A 19,129-nucleotide genomic window follows, 5' to 3' on the forward strand; every position below is an offset into this window, starting at 1 on the left:
TTGTTTCGCAACGGTCATGCCGAGTCTGGGCCTGCGGTGATGCCAAAACCACAGGGTCAAAAATCTCGGCTCGGCGATGACGGAAATCTTTGTTGGCGTCGGTATTAGAGGGATGTGACGGAAAACGTCAGTCGCGTAGGGACTGGAGGGGTGAGGGCCCGGATTTGGGCTCGCACACCGAGAAGAGGAGAAGTTCACCATGACGATCAGCAATCCGTTGGACGTGCCGCTGCCGACGTTCGGCGCTATGAGCAAGGCCACGGTGTGGCGAGATTACCGCGATCTGAGGGTGGAACAGTGCGCTGCGGCGGTCATCGCCGATGCTGAGACACAGCGAGCGCAGATCGGGAACGACCGGGTGTGCCTACCATCTCGGGGACACCTCGATCGGCCTGAAGTGGCTGTGGAGCGGTGGCCAGCATCAGGCCGCAGTTGATGTCGCGGTGGCGGTCTGGAGACGCGTGCGAACCTTGCAGCGGACCCGGGGATGGGCTTTGTGGTTGGCGCGCGATTGCGTCGACTCCGTGCGGCTTGGGTTGGACGGGTTCGGGTGGTCGGATGCCGATCATCGCCGGTTTGTCTCGTTGTTCTCAGCCGCGACGGGGCGGAGCCGGCGCTGATCGGCTTCTAGTTCTTGCGCCAGGTGCCGCCGGTGGAGTGTTCGGGCATTCTCGTCGGGTGCTCAAGGGTGCCGGCGGCCGCAGAGGCGAACCACCCGATCCAGCGTGCGACAAACCCGGCCTCTGATTCGTCAAATGGGTCGATTTCCTGAATAGACGGAAGTAGCCTGCGCGCGAACCCATGTCATGCGGCAGCTCGGAGGCGTCGATGTTCTTGTACTGGCTCAGGTCGTAGAACTTGCCGTCGCCGAGCACCATGAAGTGCTTGTCGCCGGCCACCAGGAAATCCCCGGGCTTGGCGTCCGCCGGCGGGATCTGCTTGCCGGGGTCCTGGCCGGGAACCGGCGGGGTCAGACCCGACTGCGCCGCGGCATCGGCCAGCGATACCGGATGGTTCGGGTCGGCCGCGGCAAGCAGCTTGGCCATTTTGGCGGTCTTGGCGTCGGGGAACTTGGTCTTCTTGCCCTTGACGTCGACGGTCGTGTCCGGCGGTCCCGCAGCGGGTTTGGGAACCCCAGGCGCTGCGGTCCCGGGAAGAGTCGTGGCGGGGACCGGGGTGCCGGCCACGACAGGGTTGTTGGTCGGCAACGGCTTGGGAAGCGACTTCTCCTCGCGCTTCTTGGTGTCGTCCTTCTTGTCCTCGACGAGCTTCTTGGGCTCGCTCTCAGCGGGTTTGGCCGTCGGGGACGTCAGCGGGGCCCCTCCACCGTGGCCGCCGCCGAGAGGGCTGCCGCCCAAAGGCGATCCGCCAGGAGTGCCGCCAAGTCCCTTGTTTCCCAGGCCTGAGAGCAGCTTGCCCAGATCGTCGCCCTTGGACTCCAGTTTCTTGTCCGGGGCCACCAACGGGGTCGGGTTGGCCGACAACGGCAGCGGCGAGGGTCTGGTGCTGGGAGCCGACGGGGCAGCCAGTGTCGGTGACTTCGCGGTGACGATCGGTGCCGGAGCTCCGTCGAAGAGCTTGCCGATCTTGTCGTTGGCGGCATCGAGTTGAGTCTGCGCGGCGTCGGCCTTTGCCTTCATCGCGCTCGCCGGTCCTTGGTCCGACAGATGCCCGTCATTGGCAAGCTGTTGGCGTGCAGTCTTATTGGCATCCAGTACCGCCCTGTACATGTCGGCGCCGCTCTTGCTCACTGCGGACAGCTGTGTCATCAGCGGCTCGACTTGGCTTTTGAGTTCAGCCATCGCCGCCAGATGCGGTGCGAGTTCTTGTCGGTACTGATGAAAGTACGGCTCATCGGACTGGCTCATCGTCCTGTCGATCTCGGCGAACAATTCAGAGACGCCCCGAAGCCAGTTAGTGAACGCCTTCTCCACTTCCGGGGTGTCCAACTTCAAAGCCGCCGGTGGGCTTGCATTCCACACCGTGCCTTCAGGTCCGTCCTGGAAACCAAACACCTTCTCCTGCTGAGCTTCGCGGAACAACGCATCTAGCTCCTTCACACCAGAAGAATCTTTTGCCGAGCCGGGAAGCATGAATGTCGCCACGCCATCGGGGGCCTCCCACACGCCGGGGTGCCCCACACCGCTCAAATCCCATGCGGCTGCGGCACCCATACCGAGCCAGCCCATAGGCCCGGGGATCACACCGATAAGGTTGAGCACGCTTGCCACATAATCGCCGTCCTTGAACGACTTCCACGCAGCGAAACCCGCGACGATCGAGCCGACACCAGGAATCAGCCGGGCAGCCCCCTTGACCAGGGCCTTGCCACCTGCAGTCGGCATCTTCTTGGCCACGGTGCCGCCCAGCATGCCCGCCCAATGCTGCCCTGAATTCCACTGTGCTGCCGCCAGATTTTTGATGCCGGCGACCGGCTCTGTTTTGAATTTCCGCAATGCGGACGGTGGAACACCCATCTGAGTACCCACCCGGCCAGGGGTCCAGCTCCTACCGCCGCCCTTGTGCGCATCCTCGCCGCTCACCGATGCAGCCTTTTGCGCGCCATCGGCTTTCTCGGCTGCCTTGGGTTCGGCTGCGGGTTTCGTCTCCTCGGGTTTCACTGTCGACTCGGATGAATCGACGGTCTCCACATCCAACGGTTCCTCGCTCATCGGTCGCCTCCGAACTCGGCGGCATCTCGCCGCACAGTGGCCGCCGAGATGCCGTAGCGCTCAGCGGCCTGCGGAACCGACAGCTGGCCGCTGGCGACCAACGCGGCGACTTGCCGGCGGCCCTCAGCGTTGGGAATCTTGTGCTCGAAAGCGCGGCCTGGGATGCCGCGTGAAGTGGTCATACGCGGCGGTCTATCACGCGACGTATGAAGAACTGGGCCTGAGGCGCGCCCCCCGTCGTCAACGTGCAACTCCCGGAGCAGTTCGTCCACGTGAGGAGCTACATCGCTGTCTGCGGCGGACTAGTTAATGAAGGGCGCGCGGACTGACGGGCTGGCCGTACGGATGCGCGATCACGTAGCCGTCCGCCGGTCCCTCCCACAGGTGACCCGCCACCAGCCGCATCACCCGCTGCTCCCGCCGTGTCCGCCGAAGGATCGGCATCAGGTGCGGTGGCACGTCGAGTTCCCTTGCACTTGCGAGTGTCTTGGCGTCGTCCTGGTCGATCACACCGGCCGCCGTCGACACCCTCGTTGCGCGTACCGCCAGAGTCGGTGTCTCGGCATCGAGGTCGACCGCGGACCACCGCAACCCGGCGAGTTCACCGCGTCGCAGACCAAGCAGCGCGAGATGAACGAACGACTCCCGCAGCTGTGCGTGCTCGGTCTCGCGCACGGTCTTCAAATCGGCGTCAGGCGGTAGAGCAGGCACCGCATGGGCGTCGACCAACTGCTCGACCTCGTACTCGGACAGGACATCATCAAGCTTGAGGTCCGGTGCACCAGACGGCCGTCGAAGCGGCTCAACGAGATCGACCACGTTGCGCGGAAGAACTCCTTGAGCCTGCAGGTCTTTCCACACCGACCGCCATCGCGCGAGCATGGGGTTGATAGACGTGCGCGCCCACTTGCCGCGCCCACCCGTTCCGTCGCGGAGCTCGACAACCAACTTCTCCACGTCGCTCTTGACAATCTTCTGCACCGGCCGGTCGCCGTACCTGTCGATGACCGGGGCCAGCGCGGCCGAGTACGCGGCGTGCGTCGTCGGCTTGATCCGCTTGCCGGCAAGCCACGCTTCGCACGCCGCCTTCACCGTCAGTTCCGAAGGCGCCGTGAAAGTTCCGGCCGCGCGTTCCGCGGTAACGGTGGCGTGAGCGTCGATTGCCTCCTTCACGGTCCTGAACCGACGGCGTCGCTGATGCCGCACGCCGTCGGGGCCGGTCACCTCCAGCCGCACCTCGTAACGCCGACCGGACGGGAACTCGCGCACCGTCACATAACTCGGAATCTTCATGCGTACACCTCACCCTTGAAATTCGGTGAGACCGACCGCGGTGAACGACACGCCGACTGTTCCGTGGAACCGATACCGGAGCTCATGTGTCACGTCGTGTCATGTGGCGGAATTCCGGGACCTGATACAGACTCCCGGAAATACGCCCTGAAGAGCGGTGGCGGAGGGATTTGAACCCCCGGACGGTGTTAGCCGTCTCTCGCTTTCAAGGCGAGTGCATGGGCGTTTGCCCAGGTCGCTAGATGTATGAGATTTCCTGCTAACAGCGGATTTATGTGCGCCGAGTCCCCCGATTCCGTCCAGTGTGTGACACTGACGTGACACGGAATGTGTTTATCGGTGCAGGTGAGAGATGGTGTGACACCGAGGATGTGACACCGATGCTAGCCGAACATCGCGTCGAACTGACTGGCCGCTTTCATCAGAGCCTCACGCTGCGTGTGGATGTAGAGCCTGTTGGTGGTCGCGGGTGATGAATGGCCGAGCCACGCGGCCACCACGGCAGCGGGTGCTCCATCGAGATGCAACAAGGTGGCCGCTGTGTGTCTGCCGTCGTGGAGTCGGATATGGGGAAGGCTGGCGCTGTCGAGGGCGGCGTTCCAGCGGGCGTTGACCGTTCGCGGATGGTAAGGCTCCCCGAGGGGCTGCCTGTACACGTGGCCGTCACCATGACCGAGCCACGCAGAGCCAGCGGCCAGGCGGTCACGGCGGGCTCGGGTGCGGGCATCAGTCAAGATGCGCACGGCCACCTTGGGCAGGGGCCACTCGCGACGGCTGGTCTTGGTCTTGGTGCGGGCACGGTCAGACGCCCCCTTGCTCGACACCGTGATGGTGCGAGTGACGGTGAGAAGGGGCACGGGGCCGTCGATGTCCAGATGCGACCACCGCATTCCAGCAATTTCAGCGCGGCGTAGACCGAGCAGGGAGAACACCGCCAACACCGAATCCTCCGTACCTGCAACGGATTTCATAAGTTGCTTCACCTGGTCAGGGGTGAACGTCTCGTACTCGGGCGGCGGTCGGTCGGGGGTGTCCTCGCGCCTCACGTTGGACACCAACTTGGCCGGATTCCTCGGGACTATCCCCTGCCCCATGAGGTCATCGAACACCCTGCGGAGACGACTGAGCATCGGGTTTATCGAGGTCGAGGCCCATTTCCCACGCGGCGTGGTGCCCTCAATGAGAGCGTCTACCAGGCTCTCTATGTCGGCCTTCGTGACCCTCTGAACAGGCTTGTCGCCCAGCACTTCGATGACGGGGCGCAACGCGGCGGTGTAGGCATCTATCGTCGTTTGCTCTTTGCGGAGGCCGCGTAGCCACTGCTCAACGCCCTGCTTCATCGTCATCTTGGCAGGGGCGACGTGGGTGCCTCGGGCGCGGTCAGCAGTGATGCCTGAGCGCCACGCCACCGCTTCGGCCTTGGTGGGGAACCTCTTTCGACTCTGTTGACGTTTCCCGTGCTGCTCGCCCACATCAGCCACGGCTTGCCACATCTGCACCGTGCCGCCTTTGCGGTCACTGACAGTGACGGGCTTGACCCCTGGCTCCTCGCGGCGGGCCACGCTTACCAGGCCCAGTGCGGGAGCGACCTGCGGCGGAAACTCTCGACCTCATGCTCATCGACCGCCCGCTCGGGCTCAATCGGCCCGTCACCACGCAGCCAGTCCAGCACCCACCGTGCACCCGCCACATGCTGCATGCCAGTCACCGACACTTCGTCGTTGACCGTTTCGGTGTACGGCATGAGCAGCGTGACGGGTGAAACATCCAAAGTGATTGCGAGAGCGGTTAACTCATCCACATCACACCTGCGGACACCCCGCTCTATCTCCCCGATGGAGGAATGAGAAAGAGCACCAGGGCCAGGGGGCATCATCCCAGCCAGGTCACGGAGGCTCAGCCGCCGTTGCGTCCTGATGCGGGCCACGTTGTACCTCACGTTGTCGTGGGTGTCCCCCGTTGCCCGCGCCATTGGCCGAGTATGCGCTATCGGACGGACAGTTGGAAAGTACATACGGCGTGTCGGGTCTATTTTCCGATTTGATGGTAGTGTATGGGTTATCCCACAAACAGTGGGTTGATAGATACGAGAGGAGGTCACCGTGACTGAAACCATCGCCACCATCGAGGCGGCAATAGAGGCTGAAGTCGAACGGCGACTCAAGGAGAAGTCCGCTGAGCAGGTGCCCGTGGTTTATACCGTCGAGGAAGCGATGGGGCTGCTCAAGGTGTCCAGAAGCACCGTCTACAAGCTCATCTCGGACGGGGTGCTGCGTACGGCTGCCGTCCCGCGTCGCACGCTGATTCCGGCCTCGGAAATCCAGCGCGTGCTGGCGGTGTCGGCATGAGTCCAGAGGAAATGGGCCGACTGGCCGCTGATGTTCGCGCCGCTGTAACCAGCGGGCAACTGGTGTCGGTGTTCGGCCCTAAGTACATCAAGGCACACGCAGCGTTGGTGGATGCAGGCATGCCCGAGACCGCCTCGGTGCTGTCCCCGCTGATCCTGCGACTCGTCACGATGGCCGATTTCGATGCCGCCGTACGTCGCGACGGGGCTGGGGACATGCCGATTTTCGAGGCGGCGCTGCGCCGATCATTCACTGGCGCTGTGGGGCTGCCCGAGAGGGCGTGCTGACGTGGACTGCATCGAATGCGGCGAGTGGCTCGAATGCGAGAAGTGCGGCGAGTTGTTCGACTCCGAGCCGACTCCGCCATACGCATATGAGTGCCCCGACTGCGGGCATGAGACCGAAGAGTGCTCGGCCTGCGGCGCGAGTTTCTGAACCTCACAACTGAATACAGAAGAAACCGATTAGGAAACGGAGAAACAAATGACATCTTTCACCCCACCCCTGGTGCCCCCGCTGGTACCACCAATGGCTCCCGAGAAGGCGAGCACTCGCACCTTCACGTATGGCGGCATGAGCATCGGTGCGAGCACGGGCGACCATGGTGCCATCGACGGCACCGACGCCCTCAGCGAGGCCGCGCTTGAGCGCCGTGTCGCCCGCATCCCGCGCCACGTGCGTCAAACCCTGGACGGTGAAGTCGCGGATGCGCTGCTCGACCTGCTCGACGCGGCTGGGGTGCACTCCACATCCTCGCTCGAGGCCAATTTGCGGGCTGTACAGGTCTGGCTCTTCGCGCGTGATGGTGGGAACCACCGACATAGCGCTCTCCAGTGGGCATCGGCCACGGCCATCGTCAACACGCTGCGGTACACCACGGATATGAGCCATTCCTGGCTGCGCGGCCCCGATGTCATCGAGTGGGCGGGGCCGTGCGAAGGGGACATCCCACTGCTGGTGCTGGTGATGGCGGCGATGGGATACAGCCACCTCGCGTGGACGGTGTGGGATGCCTGGAACGGCGATGGCCTGAAAACCCCGGCCGAGTTCTACCCGTGGGTGCTGGACACTCCCGACGATGTGTCGCCTGTGCAGACGATCTGGATGCGCTAACCACCCCGCCGCCGCGCACGGCACTACAGAAATCACCGATTAGGAAACGGAGAAACAAATGAGTACAACACCATTCACCCCCGTACTGACCCCAGGACTGACCCCTGATGTCACCGTACGGGAAGACCCGCGCGCAGCGGCAGCTAAGCGCATCGAGGAGCGGGAGGCTCTGCTGGCGTCGATCCCGCAGCGCGCACAAGCGCGGTTGGATTATTGGGAAGACCGCGACAACTACTCGAAGGGGATTAACAACACCCCGTATCTGTCGTCCCGCCCCGACCGTGGCGTGCTAAAGCAGGTGGTGGACAGCGCCACCTTTCTGGCGGAAGAGCCCCCGCTGCTCATCTACAAGCGGATGGAAGCTCTGGTTGCGCACGTGGCGCAACTCGCTGTGGCACAGAGCGCCGGGTCGGAAGTGTCGGTAGCTGCGGTGATCAACGTCTCGCGGGTGGCTTTCCCCCAGGTGCTGCACGAGTCAGGCGACGGCGAACTCGACCGACTCATAGACATCGGGGTGGCGGGGATGATGGTAATGCGAAACGTGGACACCACGTGCTGGTACGAGTCCCGCCGCGACCAATTCGGTGACGGGGTGCGGAAATCCTGGGAATACAGTTTCGTGTTCCGTCCCGACGAGCTGAAGTGGGCAGGGTCTCACGGGGCCATCGACGCGCTCACCCTCAAATAGCACCCTGCCGCACGCGCGGCACTACGGAGACCAATCGAGGGCCACCAACCCCAAGAAAACCGAAAGTCCCCTACCTGGGAGGCGGGGACTTCGGCTTACCGATTAGGAATTACATGAGTATAGCACCTGACACTGCCCCTGTGGCCGCTGACCTCACCGACGATGCCGTGGCATACGCCACGGCGGGATACGCCGTTTTCCCCCTCAAGCCTGGCGAGAAAGCGCCCGCGACCGCCAACGGTTTCTACAGCGCCAGTAGCGACCCCGACACCGTGCGGAAGATGTGGGCAGCGGCCCCAGCGGGCGCGGGCATCGGCCTGGTGCCCATGCTCAGCGGCGGGCTCCTCGTGGTGGACGCGGACACCCAGGACGGCGCGGACATGATGCGCGCCTGGTTCGGTGAGCCCACGGTTCTGACGGCCGGTCACGCAGCCGGGAAACACCAGGGGGGTGGTCACTGGTGGTTGTGGTTGGACGAAGGCGTGACGCTCCCCGAGGGCACAACCATCGCCAGCGCCAAGAGCCACGGGCTCGACCTCATCGGGGCGGGGTCAGGCGGGGCATATGTCGTGGCTCCCCCGACCACGCTGCGGCAGTACGACGGCAGGGCATACCAGACCGTGGGCGACTCCCACGACGTTCCGTCAGGCCACCCGTTCCTCACCTGGCTGGCCGATGTCGTGGAGCAGCAGCAGCGGGAGCAAGAGGAGAAGCGGGCGGCGGCAGCGGCCCGACGTGCGGCCCACGCGGTCACGGGCTACCCGAACCTCAACGAGTGGCAGAACGACCAGCTCTGGAGTGACCTCCTGGCCGAGGATGGCTGGACTGACACGGGCGACACCGACCGTTGCGGCTGCCCACTCTGGACGCATCCGTGGGAGGCATCAACGCCCCGCTCAGCGACCGCGCATGAGCCTGGCTGCGAGGCCAGCCGCTCAGGCGAGAGCGGAGTGCTGCACGCTTGGAGCACCACTGTGGCCGACAGGTTCGATGGGCAGCACAGCATCACCAAGTACCGATACATGACCATCGCGCGGTACGACGGCGACTATGCCGCCTGCCGTGAGGCCGAGGGCATCCCGAACGAGGACTCGTTCTCCACGGGCGGCGAAGCCTTCGACCCCGCCGACATCGAGGTCATGGCGTCAGCGTCCCGCTGGCCGTTCGGCCTGTCGGGTGGAAACACGTTTGGTGGTGGACTCAGCGAGGAGCAGGTGATGGCAGAGGCTGCGTGGAGCGAGGCGTGGGTGAAGGGTGAGTTCGATGCCCTGGTGGCACCCCTGGTGCAGGCACCCACCGAACCCGGCTGGATTTACACCGCTGCGGATGCAGCGAAGTCGGGGTACCACACACCAGTCGTTCGTAAGGATGACGGCACCGTGGACAAGTTCGACCCATGGGATCGGGAGGCGTTCCCCCTCGGGCACCCTGCCGCACCCGATTTGTACCGCGCCATATTCGATTTCAACGACTTCACGCGGGCGGTACTGCGCAACGCTAGGGCGAACAATCCCCACCCCACGGGGCCGATGCCCCTGCTCATCACGGAACTCATCCGTGGCGGGATGCGGTGGCCCACGGAAATCGGCGCGGGGCCTGGCACCCCGCTGTCCATCAGCTCACTTCGTATCGGTGGGTCAGGCAAGGGTAAGAGCCTCGCCATGAAGCGGACCAAGTGGACGGTGCTCCCTGGTCTCGATTCGGTGGCCGAGAAGGTGACGGGGGTGCCCCACAACGGTGTGTTCGGAGTCAGCGACAACATCCCGTGGGACTCGCACCGCTCGGTCGGGTCGGGTGAGAAGATGCCCGACCTCCTGACGGACACCTTCGAGGAGCCCAAGGAGAACGGCAAGGGCACCCGCACATGGAAGGAGCAGAAGAAGCATCCCGTCGCGTGGGTGGAAGAGGGCGAGTTCCGAGCCACCCTCAAGCGAGGTGGTCGCGACACCAGCACCATCTTCGACGCCTACAACGCGCTCTGGGCGGGGGAAAACCCCCTCGCGGACACCCGCACCCACGGGTGGACGGAACTGTATGACTTCTTCATGTTCCTCACGGGCGGGATGCAGCCGCAGGTGTGGCTGGCGCTGATGGGAGAGACCACCGGGTTCCTACAGCGCACCCTCCTGACGGGTGTCAGCGACCCCTGGCGTCTCACCCCTGACGGGCTCGCTGGGCAACCTCCAGCAGGATGGACGCCACCATTGCTCCCCACACCAGGAGAGAACGGGCACCCGTCCGAGTTCGTGCTTTGCCCCGCCATCCACGCAGCGGTGGAGCGCAATGCCGAACTGGCCGCGGTCGAGCACACCGAGGCTGATGACGCCTGGGAGTCACACCTCATCCAGGTTCGTCTGCGGGTGGCCTGCCTCGCGGCCCTGCGCTTCGGAACGATGGTCGTATCCGAGGACATCTGGAATTGGACTGGATACGTCATCGAGCACCACCGTCGCGTGCGTGCGTGGCTGCTGGCGATGGCCGACGCAGCGGAGGCCGAGGAAGACAAGAAGGTCGGTACGCGTCGAGCGGCGGTCTTCACCGCCGAGAAAGCGGCCCGTCATGAAAGGGTCGAGGAAGCCATAGACAAGATCCTTGGACACCTGGCCCAGGAGGGTGGCGAGTCCACCCGTAACCGAGCCAAGCGCGCAGTGGGACGTAAAGCCGACGCCTATGTGGATGCCGAGGCGGCGTTGGTGAAGATGGGCAAGGTGGAACTGCTCCCCGTTAAGGGGCTCGCGGTACCGCTCCGACTAGTCATGTGACGCAGCGGGGAACACCTTGGAAACGGCCTCTGCCCGAGCTGGACAGAGGCCGTTTCCATGCCCCAGCGAAGTTAGCCGAAGACTGACAACACTGGCGACACTGACAACACGTTTGTCGCCAGTCTCGGGGAAATCCTTCAAACCCGAAATTAGGTCACCCTAATTACGGTTACCGTAATAAGTCTTCTACCAGCATGTATATATACCCTATGTAAAAAAATAATCCGTCATTACCTGCGAGGCACCCGCTGCGTGAACCACTGGCGACACTAGGTGTTGTCAGTGTCGCCAGTGTTGTCAGTCTCTAGCAACGTTAGCCACGGGTACCCTGCACCCCTCCGTCACACCACCCCGCTGCGTGTACCCCCGCCCACGTTTCCGCGTCACCCGATGCGGCAGCGGGGTACACCCGACCACATGCCCCACCGTTCGCATGCTCGCCTCGGGCTGCGTTGGCCCCCGAGCCCGATTCCCAGAACCCCGCTCCCGAGCCCGTAGACCCCGCCCAGGCCCTCGAAGCCTGGCGCGCTGAGCAGGCTGCCCGCTGGGCGGTCGAATCGCCGCCCCAGCGCCTCTGAGCGCCCCTCAGAGCCCCGCGCCCATCCACTGACCCCACCGAGGCCCCAGAAACGCTCTCAGGGGCTCTCAGAGCCGATTTCCCGCACCACCCCGCCCCACGGGCACCCCGACCGCCCGAAAACCCCGCCAGAGAGCCCCTGAGCGGCTCCAAGCGGGCCGAGGGCCGACGCATCGCCGCCCGCTACCCGCGTCCAGCGCTCCCCGCCCCGTCCACGGGGTTCCAGAAAACCGGGGAGCAGAAACCGCATCTGACCTGCGGTTATGCCCGAAAGCGCGGGACGCCGCCAACCGTAGGCAAAACGCGCTGACCTGCACAAACACCGAAATGAGCCATTTCAGCATCCGGTTGCCTCAGCCGAAGGGGTTTCGCGCCCCTCGTGCGCGTACGCGTAGGGAGCGCCCAACTCCACCAGCCGAGGGCCGAGAGACCATCACGCCCGAGCCGATGTCGCCCGAAATGGGCTCACACGCCGCGTGTACCGCGCCACCGCTGCCCGCAGAAAATATCCGCAGGTCAGGGATTTATCGCGAGGTTGCCCCGAAAAATACCCGCAGGTCAGAGCGTTGCGCCCATGAGCGCCTCCCGCGAACCCCAGAAAAATATCCGCAGGTCAAGGGTGTTACGTCCACGTAGCAAACTATCGACCTTTGCTCAGCGCAGCGGCAGCCGAGTGCATAAGTCGTTCGTGAACAGGTCAGATATAGCCTCCCTATACGCTAGCGGGGCTATCATCGACCTATGACAGCAACGAAAATGCCGACCAGGGTGTCGGCTTTCCGCGAGCAGCTCGACCAGCTCGTGACCACGCAGCGGGAGTTGGGGAGTGCTCAGACTCTCGTCTCCGCGTTGGCCGACCAGCGGGCCGCTCAAGTCGCAGCCCTCCGCGCGGCAGGTGTGCCGCAATGGGTCATAGCCCAGCGGTTGGGCATCACCACGGGGGCCGTGGGCCATCTCTCCCGTCGAGTGCGAGAGGCGACCCGATGACCACCATGCCCGTGCGACTGGCCCTCGCCGCCCTCCTGGTACTCATCGGGACATCGGCCACCGCCACCCTGACCACGACCACCCCCGCGCCCCGCACTGTCGTGCAGGCTGACGAGTGCCCCAAGCCCGTGGCAGCGTGTGCGCCCATCCCGCCTGCCCCGCAGGGGATGACCGACGAAGAGCGCCGCGCGCTTGGCGACGTGTACACCCGCGCCTGGAACGAGGTCACCCGATGAGCCCGTTCACCCCCGCTGCGCCATCGCTGAGCGACATCTCCTCACGGTTCCAAGACCTTGCCTCGGCGCTGACCCAACCGACCCCTGGACGTGGTGCCACCGTCGATGCCGTCGATGAGCGCAACGCGGCCCGCACCATCACCGCCAATCGTTTGGCCGACTGGGCATACACCGCCGCGTCCACGTCCAGAGACCAGTCCGACATCGACTCGGGACTGGAGCGGGCACCGAGTCCCGCCACCATTTCCGCGTTGGCGCAGGTATGCCACTCCACAGCGGGCAACGACCCCGCTGCACTCCTGGCGTATCAGGAGGCGGGGGCCGAGCGCATGGCAGCGAAGAAAGCCCACGCAGCGAGTACCTCCGCCACCACCTGGCCCGAGGCCGTCACCCCCGCACCCATGCCCAGCACCTGCGGTGTGGACGACCGACCCATCGGTGACGGTTTCGGCGGGGAGGGCGTGGAAGACCCCACCCAGTCCGAGGCTGACACACCCGTCACCATGACCGACCCGGCCGAGGGCAGCCCCACCGTGATGTCCACGGGTGACTCCCCCGCTGCGTCGGCCAGTACCCCCACGGTGTCCGACACCGCCGCTGGCACCTCACTCTCCGCTGACTCCCTGTCCGCTGACAGCGGTGCCCGTACAGGAACCCTGTTCAGCGCCCCCGCGACCTCCGCCCCGTCCACCGCCGCAGGGCAGCCATCCCCCACGGTCACAGGGCCGACTGGCGGCGCTACTGCGCAACTTGGGCAGCCTCAAAACGGCGTGCGGCAGGGGGTCACAGGCCGCCGACCTGCACAAACACGGAAAGAGGACAGTAGGGAGCCGACCAGGGACACCACTTTCGACGCGGCTGTTGCGCCGATAGCGGGAGCCATCACGGGTACGGCTTCCGCATCCGGTTCCTCGGCCGGTCTGCCGAGCACGCCGTCCACGAGCACCTCGGGAGCACCTACCGCACCTACCGCGCCCAGCACCCCGAACGCCGCCGCGCCCTCGGGCGGTCAGGGCACAGGCCCTATGGGTGGAGGCCCGATGGCCCGCGCGATGGGTTCGGGTTCCACGGTGGCACCGACATCATCGTCGCCCTCGCCCACCATCGTCGCCGCTGAAATCGACCCCAGCCTTGACCCCCTGAAGGCCGACCCTGACGACCTGGACTGGACACCCCCGACCATCCCGACCGAGGAGAAGAAGTCGTGACCACAGGCATCATCGAGACCGACTACGCCGCCACCCAGGCCGAAGCCGCGAGGCTTACCGCCCTGGCTGACGACGCCGAGGCCATCGCGCATGCGTGCATCGAGGCTGCCGAAACGCTGGCCGCTGACCAAGCATCTTGGGCCAAGGAGTGGAAGCCCGAGGGTGTCCACCAGGAGACCACCGCCAAGCTGGCCGATGGAATCACCACCGTGGCGACGCAAGCCCAAGACCTGGCTGAGTCCATCCGCTCCGAGGCCCGCACCCTGGAGCGTCGGGTAGCGGATGCCATAGCTGTGGACGAGGAAAACGCCGCCGCTCTCGATGAGGTGGACACACAGCTCACGACCAAAAGACCGCTGGGGAACTGAGATGTCACGTCCCGAACTGGTGGGTATTGACCCCTCGCCTGACGGCGATACTCATGGTATGCACCCGCTGCGTCGAGTAACTGCCGTGACCACCGCCCTGGTGGCCGCGAGTATCGCCGTGTCCGCGTGCACCTCCACCACCTCGGGACAGCCCACCGTCTCCGCCTCGGAGCGCACCGTCGCGAGCACCACCCAGCAGCGTCCGACCTCAACACCGAGGCCGACGACAACCCCTCCTGACCCCCACGCTGCGTTGGTCGAGGTCGTCAACGAGGCAATGACTGACGTGAGCCGTTTCTGGGCTACCGAGGGTGTGGTGGTTCCTGTCCGAGCCACCGTCGTCACCGACCAGGCTGACGCTCCGTGTTCCCCCAGTCGGGACGCTGAAAAGGCTGCTAGCGCCGTCGCGTGGGCGTGTGACATGACCACGCCGCCCAGCGTGGTGGTGAACGTCGAGAACCTGGACGCCAAGGTCGCAGACCAGTTCGGCGATGTCGGCACCTACATCGTCGTGGCACACGAACAGGCACACCTCGGGCTGCCGATGCTCGACCGCTCGACCGACACCGACAACGACACCGAGGAGAAGCGGGCCGACTGCTCCGCTGGGGCCTACTTCAAGTGGGTAGTGGCAGGTCAGAGCCCATCGGTGTCCGTCACCGAAGCCCAGGCTGGCGGTGTCGCAACGGCCATGTGGCGTGATACCCCCGAGCGCACCCGTGCCTTCGCTGACGGCATCACGTACGGCCTCCCCCGCTGCCTGGCCTAGTCCCGCGCCCACCACGGCGGGTCATAGGCCGTGACCACCCATGGACGGGCAGGGTCGCAGATGACCACGCAGCCGTCATCCACCAGGGGCAAAACGTCATAGGGGTCATCGGGCAGCTCAACACGGCCACCGGGTGACCATCTCGCTGCGTCGGCCCATGAGAAGGTGTCGGCCTCCAGCTCCGCGATGTCCGCGAGCAGGTCGTCCACCTCTTGCATTCCCACATCATCCTCTCCCGCTATGACACCGCCACGGTGTTAATGCGACGTTAGCAACGTAGTTAGTTCCCCTATCGCGTATAGCCCACCTATACGCATATCCCCTGGTGATATGGGCATTAAGCGTTATTATTACAGCCATCGGTGAGGGGTTATATAACGCCCATCAGCAAACCGTAATAACAACATCCGATTAGGAGATAGAACAATGGCAGTCATCAAGCCGACCCTGGCAGGGGTCTACGACATCCCGCGCTTCGACCTCGCGGCTCTCATCGAGCAGCACACCATCCCCGCTGGAATTTTCGCCGATGAGGAGTTGGTCAACCTCGGCGCTGTGGCCGACGCCGTAGAGGCGTACGCCAAGTCCCTCAAGGCGGTGAAGTGATGAGCGGCTATGCGCCAATGCTGGACGAGGCACTCGGGGTCTACACGTTCGACCGTGGCTGGGTTCACCTCGCCGTCGCTGTAGGACTGGTCATCGTGGTGATGGCTGTGGCCCTGGCCATCGCATCTGCCGCATCTGCGCGCAGTGCCCGTGGCCTCTACCGCGAGGGTTTGCGGGACGGCTGGCTCGACATGCGTCAGGAATTTCGGAAGTGGCGGGACGGGTACTTCGCCGCGTCAGCTGATACCGCCAGCATCGACCTTATCGAGACGGTCGGCACCGACCTGTTCGGGGTGTATGACCCCCGCCCCACCGCCATCGACACCAAGGAGTAACACCATGACGTACCCGCAGCACCCCCAGCCTCGGCCATCGACTCCCACCCATGTTTTCGCTTGGGTGGCAATCGGTCTCGTCGTGCTGGGGGCGCTGCTGGGCGTTGGGGGCGCTTCGGTGGCGAAAGACCCGTGCAAGGCCGAACAGCGGGACTACATCGAGTCCACATATGCCACGGGCACTGACCGACCAGGCAAAGAGCGCATCTACCGCCAGTGCCAGGCGCAAGCCAAGACCACATCCACCACGCTGGTGACCCTCTCCGTGTTTTCCCTCCTCGGGGCCGCTGGCGCTGGAGTCGCAGGTGCCGTGGCTTACAACTCCAGCCCCGCAGTGCGGGAGCGCAAGCGCCAGCAGGCATGGGCCGCGTTCTACGCAGCCCAGCAGGCACCACAACCACCCACTCCCCCCGCTGCGTCTACCACTGCCCCCGTCGAGGACTACGACGCCTACACCGAGTCCGTACCGGCCGAGGAACCGGCCGCACCTAACCCCGAACCTGAGCCCGAAATCCCCTGGTACATGCGCGGGGACAAGTAATGGGCATCGGGCAGGCGATAGGTCGGCATTTCGACCGAAACGGTGGACTGGTCACGGGCACCATCGCCCGCAAGCTCCGTGGCGACGTTGGGTACGTCGAGCGTGCCCTGGAGCAAGCGGGCGAGCATCGCATCCGCTGCGTCGGTGTCGAAAACGGTGCCTACGGCACCCAGACCATCGTTCTGTCGATGCACAGCGGTGCTGACCTGAACACCGTCAAAGCCCGTGGTGACCTCATCGCGGGTTTCCTCGGCCATGACCGTGTTTACGGCATCAAGCGTCGAGGTGGTCACGTTCTGCTGACCATTGGCCCCGACCGCGATTTCCCAAGTGAGCGTGAGGAATACGCCACTGTCGATGGTGTCGATGCCGACCTGCGGGTGACACACCACGAATCCGGCCGCGATGCCGTGGACGAACTAGCCGCTGGGTACCCGCGCTTCGCCGATTCGATTGGCAGCTACGTGGAGGTGTTCACCACGGCGGGACTTGCCGTGAAGAGCGTGACGAAAGAGCCGAACCCTGACGGGTCGGCCTGCACCGTGACCACCTGGACGGTGCCAGGCTTCACCCATCTCCACATCAGTCCTACTGGTCTGCTGGTGGCGCTGAAAGGCGTACCTGGACAAACGCTCAACACATACCGAGGTGCCTTGCCGCATCTCGTCACCGCATGGAACGCCAAGAACCTCAGCGTCAGCGAGCCCGAGGGCGGTACATACCTTCTGGCGTTCAACGACCGCGACCCGCTGAAGGGACGCGACTACCGCCTCCAAGGGCCGCACCGCTATGACGCTGACGCGGGCCGCTCACTGCTGGGCGTCGGAACAGATGGCCGCGAAGTGTGGATTTCCTGGGCGGGCAATGCGGGACTGGTCATCGCGGGCGCACCCGGTACGGGAAAGACCGCCAGCCTGCTGCCCGTCCTGGCGGGCATGGCGGGACAGGCCGAGATTCACCTGGTCGATGGCAAGGCGATGTTCGACTGGGAGGGCATCAGCCCTATCTGCCGCACCTACATACGCAGCGGGAAACCCGATGCCCCACAGGAGATGTTGCGACGTGTCTACGCAGCGTCGAAGCGCCGTGGCGAGGCCGTCTATCGCCTCACGGGTGAGTCGAACTTCTGGCTCCTCAACCGTCAGCAGCGCCGCGAACTGGGCGTCACCCCCGTCTTCATCATTCTCGATGAGTGCCAAAAATTTCTGGACTGGTCGGGCATGGAGAAGGACGAGAAGGCCATTGTCGCCGCGAATAGGAAGTACATCAGGGAGATGGTGCAGGAGGGCCGTTCTGCTGGTGTGGTCGTCATCCTCATCACGCAGAAGCCCACGTCAGAGAGCATCCCCACCATCATCAGGGACAACGCCGCGTTGCGCCTGAGCTACTACGTGCGGTCTTCCGCCGCCGCGATTGCGGTACTCGGTACGGGTCGCGGTGACGGTGCCCCGTCACCTGAGCGGGACATCAAGAACGGACAGCTTGGTCGGTTCGTCTATGACGACACCGAACGTGGTGTGGCGGTTCTCGGCCAGTCGTTCTTCCTCCCAGGTAAGGAAGCGCTCCCCATCATGGAGCGCTGGAACCCTGTAGTTGACCAGTCCGACCTGGCCGATGACCTGCTGCGTCGGGCGGGTATCTCCGTCGATGACGTGGTGCTCGACGTGGACGAACCCGCGCCGACGCCGAAGGCGAAGGCTCCCGAGGTGGCGGAACCGGCCCCCGAACCGGAAGCGCCTGAGACCACCGAGACACCCACCGCGTCCGAACCCGAACCACCCCAAGAACCTGCGGTCACTGTGGCCGAGGAAGAAGTACCCACCGACGACCCGTTCGCGGGACTGTAGAAGGAGAGAAACATGGCCCGCGTAATTGGATTGAACCCGAGCATCAGCGCTCCGTCGATGGTGGCTGCCACCGTCAAGGGCGTGCGAGGAGTGGACATCGAGACCCCCGCCGCTGCTGGCAGTTCAAAGTGGCCCTTGCAGCAGCAGTACCAGCGTTACCGTGACCACGCGGACGGTATCGCAGAGTCCATCGTCAAGTTCACCCCCGACATTGTGGTGATGTCCTCGCCTGAGAGCATCGTGCTGAGCGGCAACTCGGGCATCGCGCCGCGTCGGTCGTACGCCGTTGGGGTGCTGGTGGTCTCCGAGCTGGTGAGCCGTGGCGTGAACGTCGTGCTCATCGGTGCAAAGAACCTCCGCGAGGTAGTGCTTGGCGCACCTGACGGCACACCGCAGACAGCCGAGCAGATGAGGGCGAGCGCTGCTGGTGCTCTCGGCCCCGATGGGCTGGTCAAGCACGGCGACGCCGCCGCGCTGGCGATGGTCGGCACCGCACTCTTGGACGTGCCCGCTCCGTGGGCTACCCGCCTCAAGGGCACCCTGGACGTGGAGAAGTTGGAATTGCCACACGGTTTCGCCGACACGAAGGCTGAGCTTGAGTCCGTCGCGAAGGCCGAAGCCATGAAGGCGCGGGCCGCTGAGCTGGCGTCGATGGTGAAGGGCTCCACCCCCGACCAGGTGAAAGCGGGCATTGCCGAGGACGCCGCCGCTCGCGGCTTCGACCCCGACATCTATGCGGCCCTCGTCCACGCGGCCACCTGCACCTAACCCCACCCCAC

At 64.7% G+C, this 19,129-nt stretch carries 21 protein-coding genes and 1 tRNA gene; 15 read left to right on the top strand and 7 right to left on the bottom strand.

Annotated features, from left to right (window positions below; genetic code table 11):
- Positions 1 to 590 precede the first annotated feature (590 nt).
- From B4393_RS15895 to B4393_RS27960, 6 genes are all read right to left on the bottom strand, one after another.
- Complete coding sequence (locus B4393_RS15895) at positions 591 to 2,672, bottom strand: hypothetical protein (protein WP_078334884.1); 2,082 nt, start codon at positions 2,670 to 2,672, stop codon at positions 591 to 593.
- The gene (locus tag B4393_RS15900; RefSeq protein ID WP_078334885.1) at positions 2,669 to 2,854 is read right to left on the bottom strand and encodes a DeoR family transcriptional regulator; all 186 of its coding nucleotides are present in this window, start codon (positions 2,852 to 2,854) and stop codon (positions 2,669 to 2,671) included. The genes B4393_RS15895 and B4393_RS15900 overlap by 4 nt, the downstream gene beginning before the upstream one ends.
- Before the next feature lie 124 nt (positions 2,855 to 2,978).
- Positions 2,979 to 3,965 (bottom strand): site-specific integrase, encoded by a 987-nt coding sequence (locus B4393_RS15905; RefSeq protein ID WP_078334886.1) that lies wholly within the window; start codon positions 3,963 to 3,965, stop codon positions 2,979 to 2,981.
- A 158-nt stretch (positions 3,966 to 4,123) separates the two neighbouring features.
- A tRNA-Ser gene (locus B4393_RS27510) sits at positions 4,124 to 4,205 on the bottom strand.
- Positions 4,206 to 4,348: 143 nt separating this feature from the next.
- A complete protein-coding gene (locus tag B4393_RS15910) occupies positions 4,349 to 5,527 on the bottom strand; it encodes a site-specific integrase (protein ID WP_078334887.1) in 1,179 nt (392 codons plus the stop codon).
- A 2-nt stretch (positions 5,528 to 5,529) separates the two neighbouring features.
- Positions 5,530 to 5,766, bottom strand: coding sequence for a hypothetical protein (locus tag B4393_RS27960; protein ID WP_191988839.1), 237 nt, complete (start codon positions 5,764 to 5,766; stop codon positions 5,530 to 5,532).
- A gap of 301 nt (positions 5,767 to 6,067) precedes the next feature.
- Between B4393_RS27960 and B4393_RS27965 the strand changes: the two genes are divergently transcribed.
- From B4393_RS27965 to B4393_RS15965, 10 genes are all read left to right on the top strand, one after another.
- On the top strand, positions 6,068 to 6,313 hold the full coding sequence (locus B4393_RS27965; protein ID WP_078334889.1) for a helix-turn-helix domain-containing protein: 246 nt from the start codon (positions 6,068 to 6,070) through the stop codon (positions 6,311 to 6,313).
- Positions 6,310 to 6,600 carry a hypothetical protein gene (locus tag B4393_RS15925; protein WP_133052522.1) on the top strand — a complete coding sequence of 97 codons (291 nt, stop codon included), beginning with the start codon at positions 6,310 to 6,312 and terminating at the stop codon, positions 6,598 to 6,600. The genes B4393_RS27965 and B4393_RS15925 overlap by 4 nt, the downstream gene beginning before the upstream one ends.
- Before the next feature lie 196 nt (positions 6,601 to 6,796).
- Positions 6,797 to 7,426, top strand: coding sequence for a hypothetical protein (locus B4393_RS15930; RefSeq protein ID WP_078334891.1), 630 nt, complete (start codon positions 6,797 to 6,799; stop codon positions 7,424 to 7,426).
- Between the two features lie 58 nt (positions 7,427 to 7,484).
- A complete protein-coding gene (locus B4393_RS15935; protein ID WP_078334892.1) occupies positions 7,485 to 8,114 on the top strand; it encodes a hypothetical protein in 630 nt (209 codons plus the stop codon).
- A gap of 113 nt (positions 8,115 to 8,227) precedes the next feature.
- Positions 8,228 to 10,876, top strand: coding sequence for a bifunctional DNA primase/polymerase (locus B4393_RS15940; protein WP_078334893.1), 2,649 nt, complete (start codon positions 8,228 to 8,230; stop codon positions 10,874 to 10,876).
- A gap of 1,318 nt (positions 10,877 to 12,194) precedes the next feature.
- Positions 12,195 to 12,440, top strand: a complete 246-nt coding sequence (locus B4393_RS15945; RefSeq protein WP_078334894.1) for a hypothetical protein — start codon at positions 12,195 to 12,197, stop codon at positions 12,438 to 12,440.
- Positions 12,437 to 12,676: a hypothetical protein gene (locus B4393_RS15950; RefSeq protein WP_078334895.1), complete on the top strand. Its 240-nt coding sequence runs from the start codon at positions 12,437 to 12,439 to the stop codon at positions 12,674 to 12,676. The genes B4393_RS15945 and B4393_RS15950 overlap by 4 nt, the downstream gene beginning before the upstream one ends.
- The gene (locus B4393_RS15955) at positions 12,673 to 13,884 is read left to right on the top strand and encodes a hypothetical protein (protein WP_078334896.1); all 1,212 of its coding nucleotides are present in this window, start codon (positions 12,673 to 12,675) and stop codon (positions 13,882 to 13,884) included. Before B4393_RS15950 ends, B4393_RS15955 begins: the two co-directional genes overlap by 4 nt.
- Positions 13,881 to 14,252, top strand: coding sequence for a hypothetical protein (locus B4393_RS15960; protein ID WP_078334897.1), 372 nt, complete (start codon positions 13,881 to 13,883; stop codon positions 14,250 to 14,252). Before B4393_RS15955 ends, B4393_RS15960 begins: the two co-directional genes overlap by 4 nt.
- 1 nt (position 14,253) lies before the next feature.
- Complete coding sequence (locus tag B4393_RS15965) at positions 14,254 to 15,021, top strand: hypothetical protein (RefSeq protein WP_133052622.1); 768 nt, start codon at positions 14,254 to 14,256, stop codon at positions 15,019 to 15,021.
- On the opposite strand, the gene B4393_RS15970 is transcribed toward B4393_RS15965, so the two are convergent.
- The gene (locus B4393_RS15970) at positions 15,018 to 15,245 is read right to left on the bottom strand and encodes a hypothetical protein (protein ID WP_078334899.1); all 228 of its coding nucleotides are present in this window, start codon (positions 15,243 to 15,245) and stop codon (positions 15,018 to 15,020) included. The genes B4393_RS15965 and B4393_RS15970 overlap by 4 nt on opposite strands.
- Before the next feature lie 202 nt (positions 15,246 to 15,447).
- On the opposite strand from B4393_RS15970, the gene B4393_RS15975 reads away from it, so the two are divergent.
- The 5 genes from B4393_RS15975 to B4393_RS15995 are packed head-to-tail and all read left to right on the top strand — an operon-like array spanning position 15,448 to position 19,118.
- Complete coding sequence (locus B4393_RS15975; protein ID WP_078334900.1) at positions 15,448 to 15,627, top strand: hypothetical protein; 180 nt, start codon at positions 15,448 to 15,450, stop codon at positions 15,625 to 15,627.
- Positions 15,627 to 15,962 carry a hypothetical protein gene (locus tag B4393_RS15980; protein WP_133052624.1) on the top strand — a complete coding sequence of 112 codons (336 nt, stop codon included), beginning with the start codon at positions 15,627 to 15,629 and terminating at the stop codon, positions 15,960 to 15,962. Before B4393_RS15975 ends, B4393_RS15980 begins: the two co-directional genes overlap by 1 nt.
- Positions 15,963 to 15,966: 4 nt before the next feature.
- Positions 15,967 to 16,503, top strand: coding sequence for a hypothetical protein (locus B4393_RS15985; protein ID WP_133052625.1), 537 nt, complete (start codon positions 15,967 to 15,969; stop codon positions 16,501 to 16,503).
- A complete protein-coding gene (locus tag B4393_RS15990; RefSeq protein WP_078334903.1) occupies positions 16,503 to 18,350 on the top strand; it encodes an ATP-binding protein in 1,848 nt (615 codons plus the stop codon). The genes B4393_RS15985 and B4393_RS15990 overlap by 1 nt, the downstream gene beginning before the upstream one ends.
- A 12-nt stretch (positions 18,351 to 18,362) precedes the next feature.
- Positions 18,363 to 19,118: a hypothetical protein gene (locus B4393_RS15995; protein ID WP_133052626.1), complete on the top strand. Its 756-nt coding sequence runs from the start codon at positions 18,363 to 18,365 to the stop codon at positions 19,116 to 19,118.
- The last annotated feature ends 11 nt before the right edge of the window (positions 19,119 to 19,129 follow it).

This window comes from Mycobacteroides franklinii (assembly GCF_002013895.1).
GTDB classification, from domain to species: Bacteria; Actinomycetota; Actinomycetes; order Mycobacteriales; family Mycobacteriaceae; genus Mycobacterium; species Mycobacterium franklinii.